The sequence below is a fragment of the Pseudomonas sp. BIC9C genome (assembly GCF_034541995.1).
GTDB lineage: Bacteria > Pseudomonadota > Gammaproteobacteria > Pseudomonadales > Pseudomonadaceae > Aquipseudomonas > Aquipseudomonas fluorescens_CC.
Genome location: NZ_JAWDGM010000002.1, coordinates 57,158 through 77,062, shown reverse-complemented (window position 1 = coordinate 77,062; position 19,905 = coordinate 57,158). Strand labels below are relative to the sequence as shown.

The window sequence follows — 19,905 nt, the reverse complement described above, 5'->3', positions numbered from 1 at the left end:
GCCGCCGACTGAATCAGTCCGCTGCGATCCGTGGTGTCGGCGCACCGCGGTTCGCCGAGCGCCGCTTGATCGCCATGGCGCCACCGAGCAAGGCCTTGCGTTGCTCGCTCAAGCGCGCATCGGCACGGCGCTGAACATCGCTGGCCAGGTTCAGCAACTCGCCAACCTGCAACCCGTCACCGCATATCAGCGCTTCGAGCACCGCCTGAATCTGTTCGAACAAACACGCCAGCGTGCTTGGCGGGTACTGGCCGGCCGGTGTCTCGAAGCTCAAGTGGATGTGCTGTGCATCGTTGTAGAACGCAGCGACCATGCCGATCTCGGCGGCCTGGCGCCCGGACGGGAAGTCCTCGACCTGCAGGCCCTCCATCGACGGCAAGCGAGCGACGCCTTCCTGGTAAATCAGCTTGATGTCGAACAGCGGCGAACGTCCGGCCCGGCGCGGCAGGCGCAAGGCCTCCACCAGACGCTCGAACGGCAGGTCCTGATGGTCCGAAGCGTCCAGCACCGCCCGGCGACAGGCCTCCAGCAATTGCACCGCCGACTGCGCGGCATCGACCTCCACTTGCAGTACTAGTTGGTTAACGAAGAAACCGACCATTTCTTCAAGCTCGGCTTGATTTCGATTGGCGATATCGGTGCCGATGCGCACACGACTGACCTCGGTGCGCTGGCGCAGGACCAGGGTGAAACCGGCCAGCAACAGCATGAACAGCGACAGATCACGTTGCTGGGCAAAGTCGCGCAGTTGCTGGCTGAGTTCGCCGCTGAAGGTGAAATGAGCGCTGACACCTTCTTGCGCGGTGCGCCGGTCGCCATCGGCGGGCAACTCCAGCACCGCCTGTGGTTCAACTAGGCGCTGCTGCCAGTAATCGAGCTGGCGTTGCAACTCGCCGCCCTGCTCCAGCCACTGGCGCTGCCATTTGGCGAAGTCGGCGTACTGCACGCCGTGCACTGGCAGTTGCGGGGTCTGGCGACGGTTGAGGGTTGGATACAGGGTGACGAATTCATCGATCAGGACGCGGAACGACCCGTCATCGGCGACGATGTGATGCACCGTCAGCAGCAGCACATGCTCGTCGTCCGCGACCCGCAGCACCCGCACCCGCAGCAACGGGCCGTGGCGCAAGTCGAATGGCCGGGCGACTTCCTCGCGGGCCAGTTGTTGCGCTTCGACGTCCGGCGCCAACAGGTGCCGCAGGTCGCTGGCCTCGAAGCTCAACGGCAATTGCCCGTGCACACGCTGCCAGGTCTGGCCGTCTTCCTCGTAGAACGTGGTGCGCAACACGGCATGACGCTGCACCAGCGTATCGAAGGTCTGGCGCAAGGCCTCAAGATTCAACTTGCCACGCAGGCGCAAGGCACCCGGCATGTTGTACATCGAACTGTCCGGCTCCAGGTTCCACAGGAACCACAAGCGCTGCTGGGCAAAGGACAACGGCAGGCGTTCGCCGGAGGTGTCCGCCACCAGCGCCGGGCGTTCACAGGTGCGTTGCAGCGCCTGCACTTGAGCGGCGAAATCCTCAAGGCGCGGATGTTCGAACAGGCTGCGCAGGCTCACCGAAAGGCCCAGGCGCTGGCGGATCTGCGAGACGATTTGGGTCGCCAACAACGAGTGCCCGCCCAATTCGAAGAAGCTGTTTTCGCGGTCCACGCGATTGACCTGCAACACCTGCTGCCAGATCTGCGCCAGTTCGATTTCCAGGGCCCCTTGTGGTGCGCTGCCGACTTCGACCTCCCAGACCTGCGGGGCCGGTAACGCGGCGCGGTCGAGTTTGCCGTTGCGGTTGAGCGGCAACGCAGCCAGCAACACCAGTTGCGCCGGGAGCATGTAGTCCGGCAGGCGCTCGCCCAAGGCGCGGCGCACGGTGTCGGTGAGTTGACGCGCATCAGCGTCCAGCAGTTCATCTGAAGCCGGCACCACATAGCCGATCAATTGCTTGCCACCAACGCCTTCATGCACCAGCACCGCGGCTTCGCTGATCATCGGCAAGCCTTGCAGGTGCGCTTGCAACTCACCCAACTCGACCCGGAAACCGCGAATCTTCACCTGATGATCGATGCGTCCCAGGTACTCCAGCGCACCGTCCTCGCGATAGCGCGCCAGGTCGCCGCTGCGGTACAGCCGCGCACCCGGTGTGCCGGAAAACGGATCGGCGATAAAGCGCTCGGCGCTCAGGCCCGGTCGCTGGTGATAGCGCTGGGCAAGGCCGGCGTCACCGCCGATGCACAACTCGCCGACGCAACCCGTCGGCAACAGGTGCCCTTCGCTGTCCAGCACATACAACGCGCGACCGGGCAGCGCCTTGCCGATGGGCACACCAATCTGATTGCGGGTATCGGCCAGTGTGCATTCGTGGGTGCTGGAAACGACGGTGGCTTCGGTCGGGCCATAGGTATTGAGCAGGCGCACATCGCCCAGACCGGCCGCGTGCCACAGCTTCAAGCCTTCCAGCGACATGGCCTCGCCACCGACGTGGACCTGGCGCAGACGCCCCTTGTCTCGTTGAGGCTGGGCGGCCCACTCCTGAGCCAGCAGGAACCAGTAGGCCGCCGGCAAATCCGCCAGGGTCACATCGTGCTCGATGATCTGGCGGTACAGGGTATCGGTGTCCCACAACTCATCGCCGCGCATCACCAGCGCCGCGCCCACGCACAGCGGCGGGTAGCATTGCTCGACAAAGCCGTCGAAGCTGAACGTGGCGAATTGCAGCACGCGGTCTTGCGCAGTGAGTTGCGAATAGCCCGCCGCGATCACGCAAAACTCGCGCAGTGCGGCATGGGCCAGGCACACGCCTTTCGGGCGACCGGTGGAGCCGGAGGTGTAGATCAGGTACGCGAGGTCTTCGGCGCTGGCGAGGTTTTCTAGGTTTTCAGTGGAGTAACCGTCGGCGCTCACCTCCAGCGCCAGGCGTGGCAACCCCTGCGGCAGCGCTACATCGGTCAGCAAGCCCGGTGGCGCCAGCAGCAGGTCCATGCCGCTGTCTTCGATCATGTAGGCCAGGCGCTCGGCCGGGTAATCCGGATCCAGTGGCACATAACCGGCGCCGGCCTTGAGGATGGCCATCAGGCTGACGATCATCTGCGCATTGCGCCGCACCGACAGGCCCACCCGCTGCCCCGGTGCCACACCGTGGGCGCGCAGGCGATGGGCGAGCTGGTTGGCTTGCACGTTGAGTTGGGCGTAGGTCAGGCGCTCGTCACCCACCATCACCGCCAGTGCATCGGGCGTGCGTGCCGCTTGTTGTTCGAAACGCTGATGGACCAGCAACGGACTGTCGATTGGCGGCGCAGGCGGACGGGAACACGCCAGCACCTTTGCCTGTGCCTCAGGGTCGAGCAGGCTGATCGCGCCCAGCGCCTGTTGTGGCTGCACGACGAATTGCTCCAGCACCTGCAACAGGCTGGCGCCCAACTGGCTGATCTGCGCGGCACTGAACCTGGCCCGGTCGAAACTGAAATCCAGACGCAAATTGGCACCGACTTCGATGCCGAGGGTCAGCGGATAACTGGTGATTTCGTGATTGTGCAACACGCCGAAGGTCAGGCCCGCCGGTGCCCCTTGCTTGAGGGCCTCGGCCACCGGGAAGTTCTCGAACACCAGCAGGCTGTCGAACAGCGCCCCCTGCTGCCCGGCCCAGCCCTGAATGTCGTACAGCGGCACGTGTTCGAACTCGCGCAGGCTCAGGTTCTGGGCTTGCAGGTCGTTGAGCCACCGGGCCACCGACTGCCCCGCTTGAGGCGCGGCGATGATCGGCAAGGTGTTGATGAACAGCCCCAACTGCTGCTCGATGCCCGGCAGCGGCGCGGAGCGTCCGGCAATCGTTGCACCGAACGCCACACAGGACTGGCCGGTATAGCGCTGCAGCAACAGGCCCCAGGCGCCTTGCAGCAAGGTGTTGAGGGTGATTTTCTGCTGGCGGGCAAAATCGCTCAGGCGCTTTAGTGCGGCACTCTCAAGGGTCAATTGATGTTCGCCCATGCCGCGTCCATCGGCAGGCGTCGGCAAGGCTTGCGCCAGCAGCGTCGGCGTTTCCAGCGCTGCCAGCGCCTGTTTCCAGAACTGCTCAGTGGCCAGCAACGGCTGCTGTTGAATCCAGCCCAGATAGTCGCGGTACTGCCCCAACGGCTTGGCCAACGTCTGGCCGGCATAGTGCTGGATCACTTCGCCGAGCAATTGCGCGTTGCTCCAGCCGTCCATGAGGATGTGATGGCTGGTGTAGATCAGGTGCCAGTCTTGCACTCCCTGGCGCACCAGCATCAGGCGGAACAACGGCGCGACGCCGAGTTCGAAGCCGCGGCTGCGCTCCTCGACGGCCAACGCATTGAGGTCAATGTCGGCCGCTTCGATCACTTGCAGTTGCAGATCGACCTGGCGATGAATCACCTGGTGCGCCGACTCCAGTCCCTGCCAGTGGAAGCTGCTGCGCAGGATGTCGTGACGGTTGATCGCCGCCTGCCAGGCCCGGCCGAATGCCGCCAGTTCCAGCCCCTGGATATCCAGGCGCAATTGATTGATGTAGGCCTCGGCCTGGGGTTCGTACAGGGTGTGGAACAGCATGCCCTGTTGCATCGGCGTCAGCGGGTAAACGTCCTCGATGGCCGGTGCCGGGACAGGCAAGGCATCGAGCTGTGCCTGAGAGATGCGCGCCAGCGGGAAGTCCGACGGTGTGACCTGACCTGCCACTGTCGCGCAGCAATGTTCGATCAACACCTTGAGTTCTTCGGCGTAGGCATCGGCCAGTTGCTGCACCGTGGACTCGGCAAACATGTCGCGGCTGAAGCCCCATTGCAGCGAGAGTTGCCCGCCATACACCTGGCCTTCCACGCTCAGCCAGTTGGCCAACGGCGCATCGCCGCCCTGAGCCTGGCCGCCGCTTTCCGCGGCCGGGACGAACAGCGCGGCGTCATCGAACTGGCGGTCGAACTGCCCCAGGTAGTTGAAGGTGATGCGCGGTGCCGGTAACTGTTGCAGGGCTTCGCGCTGCGCCGGTTCACCAAGATAGCGCAGCACGCCGTACCCCAGGCCTTTGCCGGGAATGGCGCGCAGTTGCTCCTTGATCGACTTGATCGAACTGGTCGCCCCGGCCTCGGGTTGCAGGCGCACCGGAAACAGGCTGGTGAACCAACCGACGGTACGGCTCAGGTCGAGGTCGTCGGACAGGTCTTCGCGACCGTGGCCTTCAAGCTGGATCAGCGTCGAGCCCTGCCCGCTCCAGCGGCAGACGACCCGTGCCAAGGCCGTGAGCAACAGATCATTGACCTGGGTGCGATAAGCCGCAGGCGCCTGTTGCAGCAACTGCCGGGTCAGTTCGGCGTCCAGTTTCGATTCGATTTTGTGCCCGTGGTGATGCTGCAGACTGCCCTGCGGGTTATCACACGGCAGGTCCCCGGCATCCGCCAATTGCGCCTGCCAGTACGGCATTTGCACACTGACTGTGCCGGCATGCTGTTTCAGATATGCGGCCCAGGCTTGATAGGCGCTGGTTTTTTCGGGCAATGCCACTTGCCGGTAAGCCTGTTGCAAGTCTTCGAGCAACACCCGCCACGACACGCCGTCCACCACCAGGTGATGGACCACCAGCAGCAGGCGCTGGCTGCCATCGTCGAGGCTGACCAGCAAGGCCCGCAGCAGCGGCCCGTTTGCCAGATCGAGGCTGCGTTGCGCTTCATCGAACAGGGCGGTCAAGGCTTCGGTCGAAGATGCCCGACGCTGCCACAATCCAGCGCACTCGACCGGCGCTACATGGCCCTGCTGCCAGCCCTCGGCACCGTCGATGAAACGCAGACGCAAGGCGTCGTGGTGGTTGATGACAGCGACCAACGCCCGTTCCAGCGCTTGCGGATTCAGCACTTGCCGGGGCGTCAGCAGCAGCGACTGGTTCCAGTGCTGACGCTGGGCGATGGCCTGCTCGAAGAAATAGTGCTGTGCCGGGGTCAGGATCACCTCGCCACTGACCGGGCCTTGATCGATGGTGCTGCGGCTGTCGAACGCCGCGACCAGCGCCAGGCTGCGCACGGTCTGGTACTGGAACAGGTCACGCGGACTGAGGCGAATGCCAGCCTGACGGGCGCGGCTGACCACCTGGATGGAAATGATCGAGTCGCCACCGAGTTCGAAGAAATTGTCTTCAAGGCCCACAGGTTCTACGCCCAACACGTCCTGCCAGATCTGCGCCAGTGCGGTCTGCATCGCATCTTGCGGCGCGACGAATACCTGTTGCGGCGCGGCGTCGGGTTGCGGCAAAGCCTTGCGGTCGAGCTTGCCGTTGGCGGTCACCGGCAAGGCGTCCAGCGGCACCAGGTAGGTGGGTACCATGTATTCCGGCAGGCTGCCGAGCAGCCAGGCCTTGAGGATCTGCGGCCACTGCGGGTCGATATCGGCGTTGTCCAGCACCAGATAGGCCACTAGATGCTTGCCGCCCTGCACCAGCACCACGGCCTCGCGCACCAGCGCATGCTGCATCAGCCGAGTCTCGATTTCCCCCAGCTCGATGCGCAGGCCGCGCAATTTGACTTGATGGTCGAGGCGACCGAGGTATTCGATCACCCCATCGGCGCGCTGCCGCACGCGGTCGCCGGTGCGGTACAAGCGCGCGCCGTCATGGAACGGGCATGGCACGAAGCGCTGGGCGGTGAGCGCCGGACGCCGGTGATAACTGCGCGCCAGCCCGGCGCCGCCAAGGTACAACTCCCCCGCCACGCCGGCCGGAACCGGCAGCAGCTGCGCATCCAGTACATGGGTGCGCAGGTTGGCGATGGGCCGGCCGATGGGCACGCTGTCGGCACCCTCGTCGATGCAGGTCCAGTGGGTGACGTCGATGGCCGCCTCGGTCGGGCCGTACAGGTTGTACAACCCGGCGCCCGGCAGTTTTTTGAAGACCTGCAATTGGGCATCCAGCGGCAAGGCTTCACCGCTGCACACGATGCGCTTGAGGCGGGTGCAAGCCTCGACACCCGGCTCGTGGATGAACGCCTGGAGCATCGACGGCACAAAGTGCAGCGTACTGATGCCGTAGTCACCGATGAGGCGGATCAACTGCGCCGGTTCACGGTGCGCCCCCGGTGGCGCCACCACCAGGCACGCGCCGGTCATCAGCGGCCAGAAAAACTCCCAGACCGACACGTCGAAACTGAACGGGGTTTTCTGCAACACCGAGTCGCTGCCATCCAGCCCGTAAGCCTGTTGCATCCAGCACAAACGGTTGACCAGCGCCGCGTGACTGTTGCCGGCACCTTTGGGCTTACCGGTGGAACCGGAGGTGTAGATCACATAGGCCAGGTTCAATGGATGCACGTCAACCGGCGGGCAGGTCTCGCTGTAGCCATCAAGCCAGTCTTGCGCCTGATCCAGGGCGATAACCTTGACGCCATCGGTGGGCAGTGCACCGAGCAAGGTACTTTGGGTGAGCAGCAGGCCAATCGCGCTATCGTCGATCATGTAGGCCAGGCGTTCGGCCGGGTACTCCGGATCCAGCGGTACGTAAGCGCCACCGGCCTTGTGAATCGCCAACAGGCCGATAACCATGTCCAGCGAACGCTCGACACAGATGCCCACCAACACATCCGGGCCGACGCCCTGTTCGCGCAGGCAGTGAGCCAGTTGATTGGTGCGGGCATCGAGCTGCGCGTAGTTGAGCTGACGTTCGCCAAACACCAGCGCCGGCGCGTCCGGGGTGCGTTGGGCCTGGGCCTGGATCAACTGATGCAGGCACTGCTCGACCGGATACACCTCGGCGGTGCGGTTCCAGTCCTGCACCAGCACCTTTTGCTCCTCTGCCGTCAGCATCGGCAACTCGCCGATTTTTTGCGTCGAGTCGTCGACTATCGCCTGCAACAGGCGCGTCCAGTGCCGGGCCATGTGCGCGATCGTCTCGGCCTCGAACAGGTCGCTGGCATACGTCAGCGCAGCGTGCAGCTTGCCGCCCTTCTCCCAGGTGTCGAGGGTCAGGTCGAACTGGGTGGTACGGCTTTGCCAGTCGATGCTGCCCAGCACCAGGCCGGACGCGGTGCTGACCGAAGCCATGTCGGCCACGTGTGGTTGGTGGTTGTACATCACCTGGAATAAAGGCGTGTGGCTGAGGCTGCGCTCCAGTTTCAGTGCTTCGACCAGACGCTCGAACGGCAAGTCCTGATGGGCCTGGGCGCCGAGGGCGGTTTCCTTGACGGCACGCAGCAAGTCGTTGACCCGGGTCTGCCCGTCCACCTGGGTACGCAACACCTGGGTGTTGACGAAGAAGCCGATCAGGCCTTCGATTTCCGCGCGGTTGCGGTTGGCGATGGGCACGCCGACACGGATGTCGGTTTGCCCGGTGTAGCGATGCAACAACGCGTTGAAGGCGCCGAGCAACAGCATGAACAGGGTGATGTTGTGCTTCTGTGCGGTGCTGCGCAGTTGCTCGGCCAGTTGCGCCTCGACCGCGAATTCGTAACGGCTGCCGCGATAACTCGGCATCGCCGGGCGCGAATGGTCCAGGGGCAACTCCAGCACCGGATGTTCATCGCCCAATTGCGCCTGCCAATACGCCAGTTGCCGCGCCTGCTCGCCCGCCTCCAGCCAACGGCGCTGCCACAGGGCGTAGTCGCTGTACTGGATCGGCAACGGCGCCAGTTGCGGTTGAGTGCCCGCATCGAAGGCGTCGTAACAGCGAATGAATTCGTCGATCAGCACGTTCATCGACCAACCGTCGGACACGATGTGGTGCAGGGTCAGCAACAGGACGTGTTCTTGCCCCGCGAGTTTGAGCAAGGTGACCCGCAGCAGCGGACCGGTCGACAGATCGAACGGCAGCAGCGATTGCTGTTCGGCGGTTTGCGCCACGGCCCGTTCGCGCTCCTCGGCAGGCAGTGCGCTGAAATCCACTTGTTCGATCTGCAGCGGTGCCGTGGTGGGGACTTGCAGCAAGCTGCCATCGGCCTGACGCTGGAACACCGTGCGCAGGGTTTCATGCCGCGCCACCAGGCTGGCGAACGCCTGTTCCAGCGCCGGCAGGTTCAGGCGCCCGGTCAGCCGCACCGCGCCCGGCAGGTTGTAGGCGCCGCTGTGCGGGTCCAGTTGCCAGAGGAACCACATGCGTTGCTGGGCATACGACAGCGCCTGGCGATCCTCGGCCTCAATGCCGGCCGGAATCGGAAAACGGGCGAAATCCACGCCCTCCTTGTGCAAGGCCGCAAGGAACATCTGGCGCTTTTCCAGGGGCAACCCGATAAACCGGCGAGCAAGTTTCAAGGAGTCTTCAGCATTCATCTATCAGCATCCGCATCAGTAGGCAGGAAGCGCAAAGGCGCGTCGTCCCTTTAAAACGAATGCAGGCGGGAAAAATTAGCGGAGGGGAACAAGTATCATGAGGGGGGTGAAACGCGGAAAAACCGGTTGATGAATACCACTGTGGGAGCGGGCTTGCCCGCGATGACGTAGTGTCAGTCGATATCAATAGCGCCTGACACGCCGCCATCGCGGGCAAGTCGGATCGCCGCACCACCGCTCCCACAGGGATTGAGTGGTGCCGAAGTTCCGGTCAGCCCACCGCCATCAATCCATGCCGCCGATGATGCACCTCCAGCTGATCCTTGATCACCCGCAGCACCTTCGCTTCCTGCTCATGGATGAAGAAGTGCCCGCCAGCCAGCATGTCCACCGAAAAACTGCCACGGGTTTCCTGGCTCCAGCCGATCAATTGCTCGGTGGTGGCGCGGTCGGCCTTGCCGCCAAGCACGTGCACCGGGCACTTGAGCACCGGGCGCCGGACCGGTTCGAAACGTCCGCACAACAGGAAATCCGCACGCAATACCGGCAGGGTCAGGCTCATCAACTCCGCATTGGCCAAGATCTCTTCGCTGGTGCCGTTGAGGGTGCGCAATTGCTCGATCAGTTCGGCGTCGGTCCTGGGCTGGGCAAAGCCCCGGTCGTATTCGGCACGCATCGTCGGTGCGGCGGTGCCCGAGGCGAACAGCGCTACCGGTTCCGGGCAACCCAGCGAGCGGAAAGCGTGGGCCATCTCGCAGGCCAGCAACGCCCCCATGCTGTGCCCGAACAACGCGTACGGCGCCTTGAGCGTGGCTTTCTGTTCATGGGCCAATTGCAGCGCCAGACGGCGCATGTCGGTGTGCAAGGGCTCGCCGTACCGCGCACCACGCCCCGGAAGCTCCACGGGTTGCAACGTGAGCCACTCCGGCAGCTTGCGTCGCCAACGGCTATAGACCATGGCACTTGCTCCCGAATAGGGCAGGCACAGCAATGTCAGCGGGGTCACCGGGCTTTCCTCGAAAATTGTCTGCCTGGAAAACGGATGAGGTGCGTCGGGAATTAGTCATGCAGAGATCCCTTGCAGGAGCGAGCCGAACGGAAATACCTTTTTGCCAATCATTACATCCCCACCTAACATCCTTGTTGAACGGGTACAGCGGAGCTGTGCAGAACCACCCGAATTCAAGGAACCAGAATGATTCAACGCATCCATCGCAGCATCGACTCCCCGCTCCGGACCGGTTTGAACCGCGAAGAACTCTGGGAGGCCGACGACAAGGGCCTGATCAAATGCTGGGAGGTCGGCCGCCAGCGCGCCGCTCGCTTCCCCGACCTCGCCCGACAGTGCCTCGCCGGCGAGTTGCCGGTACTGGGCTGGAAAGGTGGCGTCAGCCGCAGCCTGAAGAAACTCGAAAAGTACGGTTCCCTCAAATACCTCGCACAGTGGCAAGGGTTGCGCGGGGAAGACCTGGACGTTGATTTGAACCAGGAGCGGGCGCTGACTTGCTCGCATACCGGCATGGTGGTGACGTTTACCCCCGATCGGGCGAAGTATTTCAATCAAACAGCGGAAGTTGAATCCTAGGAGCAGGGACGATGGTCGATTTGCATCAGGAATTTCAAAACAGTGGATTCTTCCACGAAGCACGCATTGATAGACGTTCCGCCGACGCGTTGGCAGGCATAACGGCTGGACTCGCTGCCGATGGCCAGATCAACCAGCAGGAAGCCGAGTTTCTCAAGAGCTGGATCGAAGTTCATTTGTGTCATCTGGGTGATCCGGTCGTGAACATCCTCTATAAACGCCTCTCCGACATGCTGAGTGATGGCGTACTGGACTCCGAAGAATCAACTGAGCTACTGGATATGCTGCACCAGTTTGCAGGCCTGCCGGTTGGCTCTGACCAGATTTTCACAACGCCTTGCAGTCTTCCACTCGACAACCCTGCACCCACACTGAACTGGGTTGATCGGGTTTTCCTGTTCACCGGAGTCATGGCTTACGGTCCGCGCAAGGAATGTGAATCGCTGATTGTCGAACGTGGCGGTCAGATCGGTGGTTCGGTCAGCAGAAAAATCAACTATCTCGTGGTGGGCAGCATCGGAAACGATCAGTGGCTTCATAGCACTTATGGAACCAAGATCAAAAAAGCGGTTGAGCTAAGAGAGAGCGGTGTCCCTATCGCGATCATCAGTGAAGAACACTGGCAAAGGGTACTGTTCGGGTGACCGTAGGGTAACTGCATCAGGCTCAGGCTAAAAGATGCTCAACGCTCCACTGGATCTGCACCAACACTGACCGAAAACCGCTCCCGATAAGCCTGCGGTGTCACGCCCATGGCCCGCAGGAAACTGCGGCGCAGGGTTTCTTCGCTGCCGAAGCCGCATTGCACCGCCACCCGTTTGATCGGCACGCCGGTATCGCTGAGCAGACGCCGCGCGGTTTCGACGCGGATCAGTTCGATGGCCCGGGCCGGGGTCTGGCCGGTGTCGGCGCGGTAGTGGCGCACGAAGCTGCGTTCGCTCATGCCGGCCTGCAAGGCCAGGGTCGGGATGCCAAGGTCCTGGGTCAGGTTTTCGCTGATCCAGGCATGAAGTTCGTCGAAACGGTTGCCTTCCTGTTGCAGTGACAGGGTTACGCTGAATTGCGACTGGCCACCCGGACGCTTGAGAAACACCACCAGTTGCCGGGCGACTTCGAGGGCCATGGTGCGCCCGAGGTCTTCTTCGACCATGGCCAACGCCAGGTCGATGCCGGCCGTCACCCCGGCCGAGGTCCAGACCGGGCCGTCATTGATGAAGATCGGGTTGGGCTCGACGTGCAGTTGCGGATGCTGCTGCGCCAATTGCTCGCAGCGGGTCCAGTGGGTGACCACGCGCCGGCCATCGAGCCAGCCGCTGGCCGCCAGCAGAAACGCACCGGTGCATACCGAGGAAACCCGCCGGCAGCCACGGGCATGCTCGCGCACCCAGGTGACCAACGGCGCATCTTGCGCCGCTGCGTAGACACCCCAGCCACCGGCGATGATCAGGGTATCGGTGCCCTCATCCGGCAACGGTTCGGCCAACAGCGCCAACCCCGCCGACGACATCACCGCCCCGCCGCCGCAGGCAATCACCGTCGGTGCGTAGGGTGGCGGCAGGCCTTGCTGACGGGCTATGTCGTTGGCCGACGCGAACACCTGCAACGGCCCGGTGACGTCGAGTATTTGCACGTTGGCGAAAGCGAGTACGTGGATGGTTTTCGACATTTGGCGTAATTCGTGGGCAGATTGGCGAATACGCCAAAGCCTACGGGCCTACAGTCAAACCGTCCACCCACTTCACGAGAAAAACACCATGACGTTGCAGATCGGTTTTCTGTTGTTTCCACAGGTTCAGCAACTGGACCTGACCGGCCCTTATGACGTACTGGCCTCTCTGCCGGATGTAAAAGTGCATCTGATCTGGAAAGACCTGATGCCGGTCACCGCCAGCACCGGCCTGCTGTTGAAGCCGACCACCACCTTTGAAGACTGCCCGGCGCTGGACGTGATCTGCGTGCCCGGCGGCAGCGGCGTCGGGCCGTTGATGGAAGATGACCAGACCCTGGATTTTCTCAAGACCCAGGCCGCCAACGCCCGATACATCACTTCGGTGTGCACCGGCGCACTGGTGCTGGGCGCGGCGGGATTGCTCAAAGGCAAACGCGCCACCACTCACTGGGCGTATCACCCATTGCTCAAGCCGCTGGGCGCAATCGCGGTGAACGATCGGGTGGTTCGTGACGGCAATCTGTTGACCGGAGGCGGCATCACCGCCGGTATCGACTTCGCCCTGACCCTGGCCGCCGAGCTGTTCGACCAGGCCACCGCCGAGCTGGTGCAGCTTCAACTGGAATACGCCCCGGCCCCGCCGTTTACCGCGGGCAGCCCCGAGACAGCCCCGGCCAGTGTGCTGGAAGAGGCTCGCCAGAGGGCTGCCGGCTCGTTGAAACTGCGGGCGGAAATCACCGAGCGCGCGGCGGCGAAACTCGACCGACAGTGAAAAAATGGCGGCAGGAACCGGGTTCCTGCCGCCACGACTTTCCTGCGCCCACAAAAAAACCCGCCGAAGCGGGTTTTTCCAAGACCATGACGACTCCTTGTCGCTGCGTTCCTTGCATATGGTCGATCATCCATGATCCTGAGCACATCCTGTGCTTCAGTGGGTGAGGCCAGAATACGCATCGGATCCAATTTGTAACAGGCGATATCACTACCATCGCGTGTAAGACATTCGCTATAAACCACCTTCCGAAAACCCTTAGACGCCTCAGGCTACGGGCCTGGAGGCCGCGATTTTCGCGACTTCCAGCTGACTTTTGGCCACCAGGGTCTCAGATTTCAGCCTCCCTCGTGCTCACGGGCCTTGTCACTCTCGACGAGAAAATGTTCGAGTCTGCTCAATTGCTCTTCCCAGCCACGACTATCCATGTAGTAAGCCTCCTTCTGACGTATGTCGGGAATGTGAGCGAAACCTGACTCGGACACCTTGAGCAGCGTGCCGTCTTCGTAGTCTGCCAGCTCGAATTTCACCAGCGTGGTGGGCTCCTGGGAGTAGTCGATCTTCGGATTCACCGCGTAAGGGTGCCAGCGAAACGAAAACAACTGCTGTGGTTCGACCCGCTCGACCAGCACATTCCACAACACATGTTCATAACCGGGATACGTGACCTGCCCCTGCGTCCACTCACCGGCAATAAAACGCCGGCCTTCGAGCGCAACGCCAAACCATTGACCGAACGCCTCTGCATCGACCAATGCACGCCATACATGGGAGCGCGGCGATTTGAGTATTATTTTGCGTTCAAAACTATTGGGTACTGGTTTCATACGTCACCTCCTGTTCTGAACAACAGTAGGCCTCTAAGACCACATGTCCAGTCCGAAAGTTGTATGCATCGGGTGCCAGTGGTCGTAATCACGGTATGGATGTCGACATTTGTCTGGCTACACTGCTCCCCAAACTTCCCCTGTCACAGCGAGTTTCTGCCATGCACGCACGTTTTCTCTTGGCGCTGACGCCTTTGCTGTTCACCTCCATGGCCCATGCTGCCGTGAACTGCGACAACGCCACCGACCAGGCCACGATGAACCAGTGCGCGGCGCAACAGCATGCGGCGGCGGACAAGGAGTTGAATGCGCTTTACCAGCAAATCACTTCGCGCCTGAAGGGCAATCCCGACAGCAAGAAGTTGCTGGTGGGGGCGCAGCGGTCGTGGATTGCGTTTCGCGATGCCGAGTGCAAGTTCTCGGCGTCCGGGGTAGAGGGCGGGAGTGTGTATCCGCTGATCTACGGCAATTGCGTGACTGAATTGACCAAGGCGCGGGTGGAGACGCTCAAGACTTACCTGAAGTGTCAGGAGGGGGATCTGGGGTGTCCGGTGCCGGGGGTTTGATTCTCTAGCGCCTGTCAGGGCCTCTTCGCGAGCAAGCCCGCTCCCACAGGGTTCAGTGGTATTCACACAATAGTGACCACACCAAAAATCCACTGTGGGAGCGGGCTTGCTCGCGAAGGCGTCAGTTCAGACCCCGCAATTTACCGGACAAACACCTGCGCCGTGGTAATCGCCATGTCCCCGCCCGGCATCTTGATGCTACCGATCTGCTTGAGGCTGTCGGCATCGAAGATCGCCACGTCGTTGAACGTCCCGGCCAGGTAGATCTTGCTGCCGTCCTTGTTGAAGGAAATGCAGTAGTAGGAATGATCGAGCGTGGCCGACTGAAGCATTTTCTTCTGCTTGATGTCGTACTTGGCCAGTCGGTTGAGCACGCCAAACATCAGGTTCGGGTCCTTGGGCGAGCGCATGCCGCTGAAGTAGATCTCCGTCAAAGGGCCGAAATCGGTGGTTTCGGTCTTGCCGGTCTTCAGGTCGACGCTGAACAGGCCATACAGGTATTCAGCGGTGGCCGGGTCCTGTTTCTTGTCCTTGAACTTCGCCGCGGTGTACAGCAGCGAGAAGTCATGCCGGTACGTCTGCTGGTTCCACACGTAGAGCACGTCCGGCGCGCTGTAGTTCGGGCGTTTCCAGTGCCGGCTGGGGATCAGCACGTCGAACTTGCCGGTCTGCACGTTGACCTTGTAGACATCCGCCCCCGCCACGTACAGCGTGCCGTCGTCACCGCTCTGCATGATGGTCAGTTGCCGCGGCGCCGGGAAACTGCGCACGGGCTTGGCGTCCATGCCACCGTCGGTCTTGTACACATCGAGCCGAGGTTGCTGCACCTCGTAGTGATCGTTGAGCATCAAGGTCGGGTTGGCGATGGTGAACAGCTCCCTGCCGTCGTGACTGAGGGTGAAGGCGAACATGGACCGCGCTTTCTCACCGGGCTTCTGGGTGATGCTGGCATGGAACACCTGCTTGCAGTTGTCCAGTTCGACACCATAGACATCCGCATAGTGATTGTTCAGCACATAGGCAGTCTTGCGGTCCGGCGACAGTTGCACGGTACCGGGGCCGAAGGCATCGGGCATCTTGCAGGTCTTGAACAGCGTGTCGGTGGCCAGGTCGATCACGTGCAGGTTGTTCGGGTAATTGGTGGTCAACATGTATTCGTGACCGTCTTGCAGTGCGCTGTTTTCATCGGCCAGGACACTGACCGAACAGCTGCTCAGGACGGCGAAAGCGGCCAGGCCGCAGGCTTTGATGCTGTGCATGCTGGAATCCTTCTTCTTGTACGCTGCTTTCAAGGGCATCACTTGTCCTTCGGGAAGACAGTGCCGAGGTTGCGCCAGTTGTCGTTGGAGGCTTGCGCATCCTTGTTCCAGTCCGGGTAGGTGCTCATCATGTCGGGCACCTGGGCCGGCCACCAGCACGGGTCGGAGCAACCGTAGAGGTCAGCCTCCATCGGCTGGCACAGCGACGACACACCGCCAAACGCATCGATTTCCCAGCCCGGGTCGGTGGTCGAGGCACAGCCCGCCACGGAGCTCATGGCCACCACTTCTTCGATGCGGTTCTCGTCTGCGGCCTGATCCAGCTTCAACGCTTTGTTATTGATTGCCTTGAGATGTTTCATATCAGTGAGCCTTGCGCGGAGTGATGTAACTGCTGATGAACGCAGGGTTATTGGCCATGATCCGGGTGTAGACCTCGATGCCGAAGTCGACCCAGTCACGCATCAGTTCGCAGTAGTGATAGGTCGGGTGCGTCGGATCGCCGTAGCGGGCGTAGCTCTCGTGGTAACAGCCACCGGAGCACAGGTTGCGGATCTGGCAGTCTTCGCAGCCGGTGTTGGTGCGGTCCAGGCGCTGGGACAGGAAGTCGTTCAACTCCACCTGTTTCACACCGCTGTGCACGTTGCCGAAGGTCGGCAGGCTCGAACCGGTAAAGCGGTGGCACAGGTTCAGCTCGCCCTTGTGATCCACCGCCAGCATTTTCAGGCCAGCGCCGCACGGCAGGGCTTTCTTGTGGCCCTCGTGGATGTCGGTGATCAACTGGTGCAGGTTGGAGAAGCCGATGTTGCGGTGCTCCAGCGCCGCTTCCAGGTAACGCTTGCCGAGTTTTTTCATGTTGGCGAACACCTGCACCAGTTCATCACTGGTGAGGTTGAAGCTGCTGATGTCGCCGGAGGTCACCGGGGCAAAGCCGACTTCGGCGAAACCCAGTTCGTTGAACAGGTGATCCCAGATGGTTTCGACGTCGGTCACGCCGGTGGTCAGGGTCACCCGCGCCCCCACCGGACGGCTGTTGTAGCGCGACAGCAGCATCTCGGCCTTGCGCCGCACCACGTCATAGGTGCCCTGCCCGCCCACGGTGATGCGGTTGCGGTCGTGCACGGTTTTCGGACCGTCGATGCTCACTGACAAGCCAAAGCGGTGGGCGTTGAGGTAGTCCACGGTTTCTTCGGTGAGCAGCGTGGCGTTGGTGGTCATCACGAACTCGACGAACTTGCCGGCCTCGCGAAAACGCTTCTCACAGTAATCGACCATGTACTCGATCAGCTTGCGGTTGCTCAGCGGTTCGCCGCCGAAGAACACCACGGTGAAACGCTCTTCGTCCGGGGATTCGCGCAGCAGCATTTCCACCGAGGCGATCGCCGTTTCGACGTCCATCTTCTTGCCCGCCGACGGCTTGTCGAGGTCTTCCTTGTAGCAGTAGGTGCAGCTCAGGTTGCAACCGGTGTTGACGTTCAGCACCACGGTATTGATTGCCGTGCGCTCGACCCGTTTGGTGGCGATGTCCGGGCTCAGCGGCGAACCGTCGCTGACCAGTTCCAGGGCCATCAGCTCGCGCAGGGTTTCGGTGATTTCCTCGCCGTTGAAACGCGCGGCCAAGCGCTGGATCAGGTCGTCCGAGGAGCAGCCGGGGCCGCGCAGGGTATCGATGATGGTGCCCGTCAGTTCATCGCTGGCGAACAGCGAACTGCTGGGGATGTGAAACAGCATGCGGTCGGCATCGACCTGCACTTCGTGCAGGTTGCGTTCGACCAGATTCAAGATAGCGCCCATTGCCAACCTCCTGTGCAAGCCCCGGTTGGCGGGGCTTGCGGTCATTCCGAAAAGTGTCTGAAAGCGTTGTCAGCCAAGCTCAGGTTTCAACATCACGGAATGGGTGGATTGTTCCAGCGTTGCACGGTGACGATCATGTGGCCTTCGCCGGTCAGGGACTTTCCTGCGTCGTCGACGGCGGCGATCACCTTGAGGTTGCCGGCATTGTTGGTGGACATCTTGCGGGCCGGGTTCGGCCCGGCATCGCCCGGGGTGAACACGCCGGCGTCGGCCTGCATGGTGCCGGCGAACTTGACGTCCTCGTCTTCCTTGGCGCGGTCGTCGAAGGCCTCGACCTTCCACTGCGCGGGGAACACGCCGATGCGGTACGGCTTGCCATCGGCGCCCTTGCCCCAGGCTTCCGCATCAAAACGGCCCTGGACTTTCGGTGTCGAGCCGCCGCCCTCGCCAATCCGCGCCACCGAGAACTCAGGCACGACCTTGACCGCGTCGATCTTGCTGTAGACCGAGAGCTGCGGGCCTTTCAGCGTGCCGACAGTGACCGCGCGCGCGCCCGGTTGAGCATTGGCCGCAGCCTTGAGTTTGACTTTGATCCGCTCCGGGCTCTGCGAGACGACTTCGACCACTTCCACGCCTTTGCCGAAGTTCGGTTTGCCGGTCAGGCCACTGCCGATCAGAGTCACTTCGGTTTCGCTGCCGGCCTTCACGTAGCCCGGTTGCACCGCCAGCAAACGCTGGGAGCCCTGTTTGGCGGCGACGAAGTCCAGGCCGCGCTCGTCGTGCTCGGCCTCGAACATCCGGCCCTGCATCGCATTGCCCTGGGCGGCGAACACCTGGCGCATGGTCACACCATCGACGGTCACATTGCCGCGCCACTCGTAGCCGGTATAGAGAATCGCGCTGCCGTCGCCATTGAACGGGCTGCCGTCGGCGTACTGGCCTTTGACGCTGACCTTGAAGGTGTCGCTGCCATCGGCACTCACGGTCATGACACCGGCCAGTTCACCCTTGCCCGGCAAGTGACCGCTGAAGCTCCAGTCGCCCACCAGCGCATCGGCTTTGGGCGCCACACTCTGCCATTTTTTCCAGGCCGGGTTGTCCAGCGGATAACGCTTGGCCAGCAGCGGCACCATGTCTTTGCGGGCGATGTCGAACCAGTCGCGGTCCCGGGCCAGCGCCTGATACTCCAGGGACGGCCACTGCCCGAGGTGGAAGTTCACCAGGCGTTCCCACTCCTGCGCCGGACGACGTTGCAGGGCCACCCGCGCACCGGAGTGGCAGCGGCCGCACATCTGGCTGTGCTGGTCGTCGAATTTCTCGACCGTGTTGAGCCGCCGTTCCAGCGCATAGCGTACGCCGTCGGTTTCGCTCGGCGCCAGGCCCTGGGTATCGGCCAGGTATTTGACCAGCGTGCGCCGGTCGTCGTCGCTGATCTGCAAACCGTGCATGGTCTGCATCCGCGCAATGCTCATCAGCCAGCCTTCCGGCGTTTTGCGCTGGTGGCTGATGCGGCTGAGGGCGTTATCGGCTTCGGGGGTGTGACAGCCCTGACAGGTTTCCTTGAGGATGGTCTGGGCGTCGCGGGCTGCCAGGCTATGAGGCGAATGCAGCGCTACACAAGCGGCTACGGCCAGCAGGCTGGCGCTCATGCCTGATCGGAGTTTTCTCTTCATCAACGTCGAACCTCGCACGGTGCGTTCTTATTGTTGTGGCTTATCGTTTTTATGGTTTCTGCCGTCGGCGGTGAACCGCTGACGGAGGCAAGAGAAACGTCTGAGATGTGCAATACACAGAGCGTGCCAGCTTATAAATGATGTTTTTTATCAAGGGCTTGCTAGAGTTCAAGGACGCACCTCCCAGGCAATCGCCGGCCGGCCGCGTTTAATTTCGCGACAACTGTTCCACTCTGAGACGAGACCGGTTCACGCCCCGCGAGCGCAGCAGGATCCTGAAAGCTAAGCACAGGAATGAGGCCCACGGGAGCCTGGCCGAACCAGCGGCGTACAGTCGCCGGAGGTCGTCGAAGGGTGTGACGTCCGGGAGGTTACTGGCTTGGGAATGGAGGGTTCTGGACCCCGACAAGGAGGGGCCAGAAATCATCTTTTTTGTGAAGCCGTCGGTCGGGACTCACAAAAAAGATGAGAAAGGCCTGCCGGGCTCTGCGGACGAATGGGCAGCCACCAGCA

12 protein-coding genes are annotated in these 19,905 nt (G+C 62.1%); 4 read left to right on the top strand and 8 right to left on the bottom strand.

Going from position 1 to position 19,905, the window contains the following annotated elements:
* Nucleotides 1-13 precede the first annotated feature (13 nt).
* Both RS887_RS10520 and RS887_RS10515 read right to left on the bottom strand, forming a co-directional pair.
* A complete protein-coding gene (locus RS887_RS10520) occupies nucleotides 14-9,247 on the bottom strand; it encodes a non-ribosomal peptide synthetase (RefSeq protein WP_322615329.1) in 9,234 nt (3,077 codons plus the stop codon).
* A 271-nt stretch (nucleotides 9,248-9,518) separates the two neighbouring features.
* Nucleotides 9,519-10,253: a thioesterase II family protein gene (locus RS887_RS10515; RefSeq protein WP_322615328.1), complete on the bottom strand. Its 735-nt coding sequence runs from the start codon at nucleotides 10,251-10,253 to the stop codon at nucleotides 9,519-9,521.
* A gap of 189 nt (nucleotides 10,254-10,442) precedes the next feature.
* Here RS887_RS10515 and RS887_RS10510 point away from each other — a divergent pair, with 189 nt between their 5' ends.
* Nucleotides 10,443-10,832 carry a hypothetical protein gene (locus RS887_RS10510; RefSeq protein ID WP_322615327.1) on the top strand — a complete coding sequence of 130 codons (390 nt, stop codon included), beginning with the start codon at nucleotides 10,443-10,445 and terminating at the stop codon, nucleotides 10,830-10,832.
* 11 nt (nucleotides 10,833-10,843) lie between these two features.
* The gene (locus RS887_RS10505; protein ID WP_322615326.1) at nucleotides 10,844-11,476 is read left to right on the top strand and encodes a BRCT domain-containing protein; all 633 of its coding nucleotides are present in this window, start codon (nucleotides 10,844-10,846) and stop codon (nucleotides 11,474-11,476) included.
* A gap of 38 nt (nucleotides 11,477-11,514) precedes the next feature.
* Here the strand turns inward: RS887_RS10505 and RS887_RS10500 are convergent, their stop codons facing one another.
* A complete protein-coding gene (locus RS887_RS10500; protein WP_322615325.1) occupies nucleotides 11,515-12,498 on the bottom strand; it encodes a GlxA family transcriptional regulator in 984 nt (327 codons plus the stop codon).
* 88 nt (nucleotides 12,499-12,586) lie between these two features.
* On the opposite strand from RS887_RS10500, the gene inhA reads away from it, so the two are divergent.
* A complete protein-coding gene (gene inhA / locus RS887_RS10495) occupies nucleotides 12,587-13,273 on the top strand; it encodes an isonitrile hydratase (protein ID WP_322615324.1) in 687 nt (228 codons plus the stop codon).
* A 338-nt stretch (nucleotides 13,274-13,611) separates the two neighbouring features.
* On the opposite strand, the gene RS887_RS10490 is transcribed toward inhA, so the two are convergent.
* The gene (locus RS887_RS10490) at nucleotides 13,612-14,100 is read right to left on the bottom strand and encodes an SRPBCC family protein (RefSeq protein ID WP_008016085.1); all 489 of its coding nucleotides are present in this window, start codon (nucleotides 14,098-14,100) and stop codon (nucleotides 13,612-13,614) included.
* Nucleotides 14,101-14,261: 161 nt separating this feature from the next.
* Between RS887_RS10490 and RS887_RS10485 the strand changes: the two genes are divergently transcribed.
* Nucleotides 14,262-14,666: a lysozyme inhibitor LprI family protein gene (locus RS887_RS10485; RefSeq protein ID WP_322615323.1), complete on the top strand. Its 405-nt coding sequence runs from the start codon at nucleotides 14,262-14,264 to the stop codon at nucleotides 14,664-14,666.
* Nucleotides 14,667-14,806: 140 nt separating this feature from the next.
* Here RS887_RS10485 and peaD read toward each other — a convergent pair whose 3' ends face one another.
* From peaD to peaA, 4 genes are all read right to left on the bottom strand, one after another.
* Nucleotides 14,807-15,925, bottom strand: coding sequence for a quinohemoprotein amine dehydrogenase subunit beta (gene peaD / locus RS887_RS10480; protein WP_322615322.1), 1,119 nt, complete (start codon nucleotides 15,923-15,925; stop codon nucleotides 14,807-14,809).
* A gap of 38 nt (nucleotides 15,926-15,963) precedes the next feature.
* A complete protein-coding gene (gene qhpC / locus RS887_RS10475; RefSeq protein ID WP_008016081.1) occupies nucleotides 15,964-16,287 on the bottom strand; it encodes a quinohemoprotein amine dehydrogenase subunit gamma in 324 nt (107 codons plus the stop codon).
* 1 nt (nucleotide 16,288) lies between these two features.
* Nucleotides 16,289-17,719 (bottom strand): quinohemoprotein amine dehydrogenase maturation protein, encoded by a 1,431-nt coding sequence (peaB, locus tag RS887_RS10470; protein ID WP_008016080.1) that lies wholly within the window; start codon nucleotides 17,717-17,719, stop codon nucleotides 16,289-16,291.
* A gap of 92 nt (nucleotides 17,720-17,811) precedes the next feature.
* Entirely contained in the window at nucleotides 17,812-19,392 is a 1,581-nt protein-coding gene (gene peaA / locus RS887_RS10465) for a quinohemoprotein amine dehydrogenase subunit alpha (protein ID WP_322615321.1), read from the bottom strand.
* Between the last annotated feature and the right edge of the window lie 513 nt (nucleotides 19,393-19,905).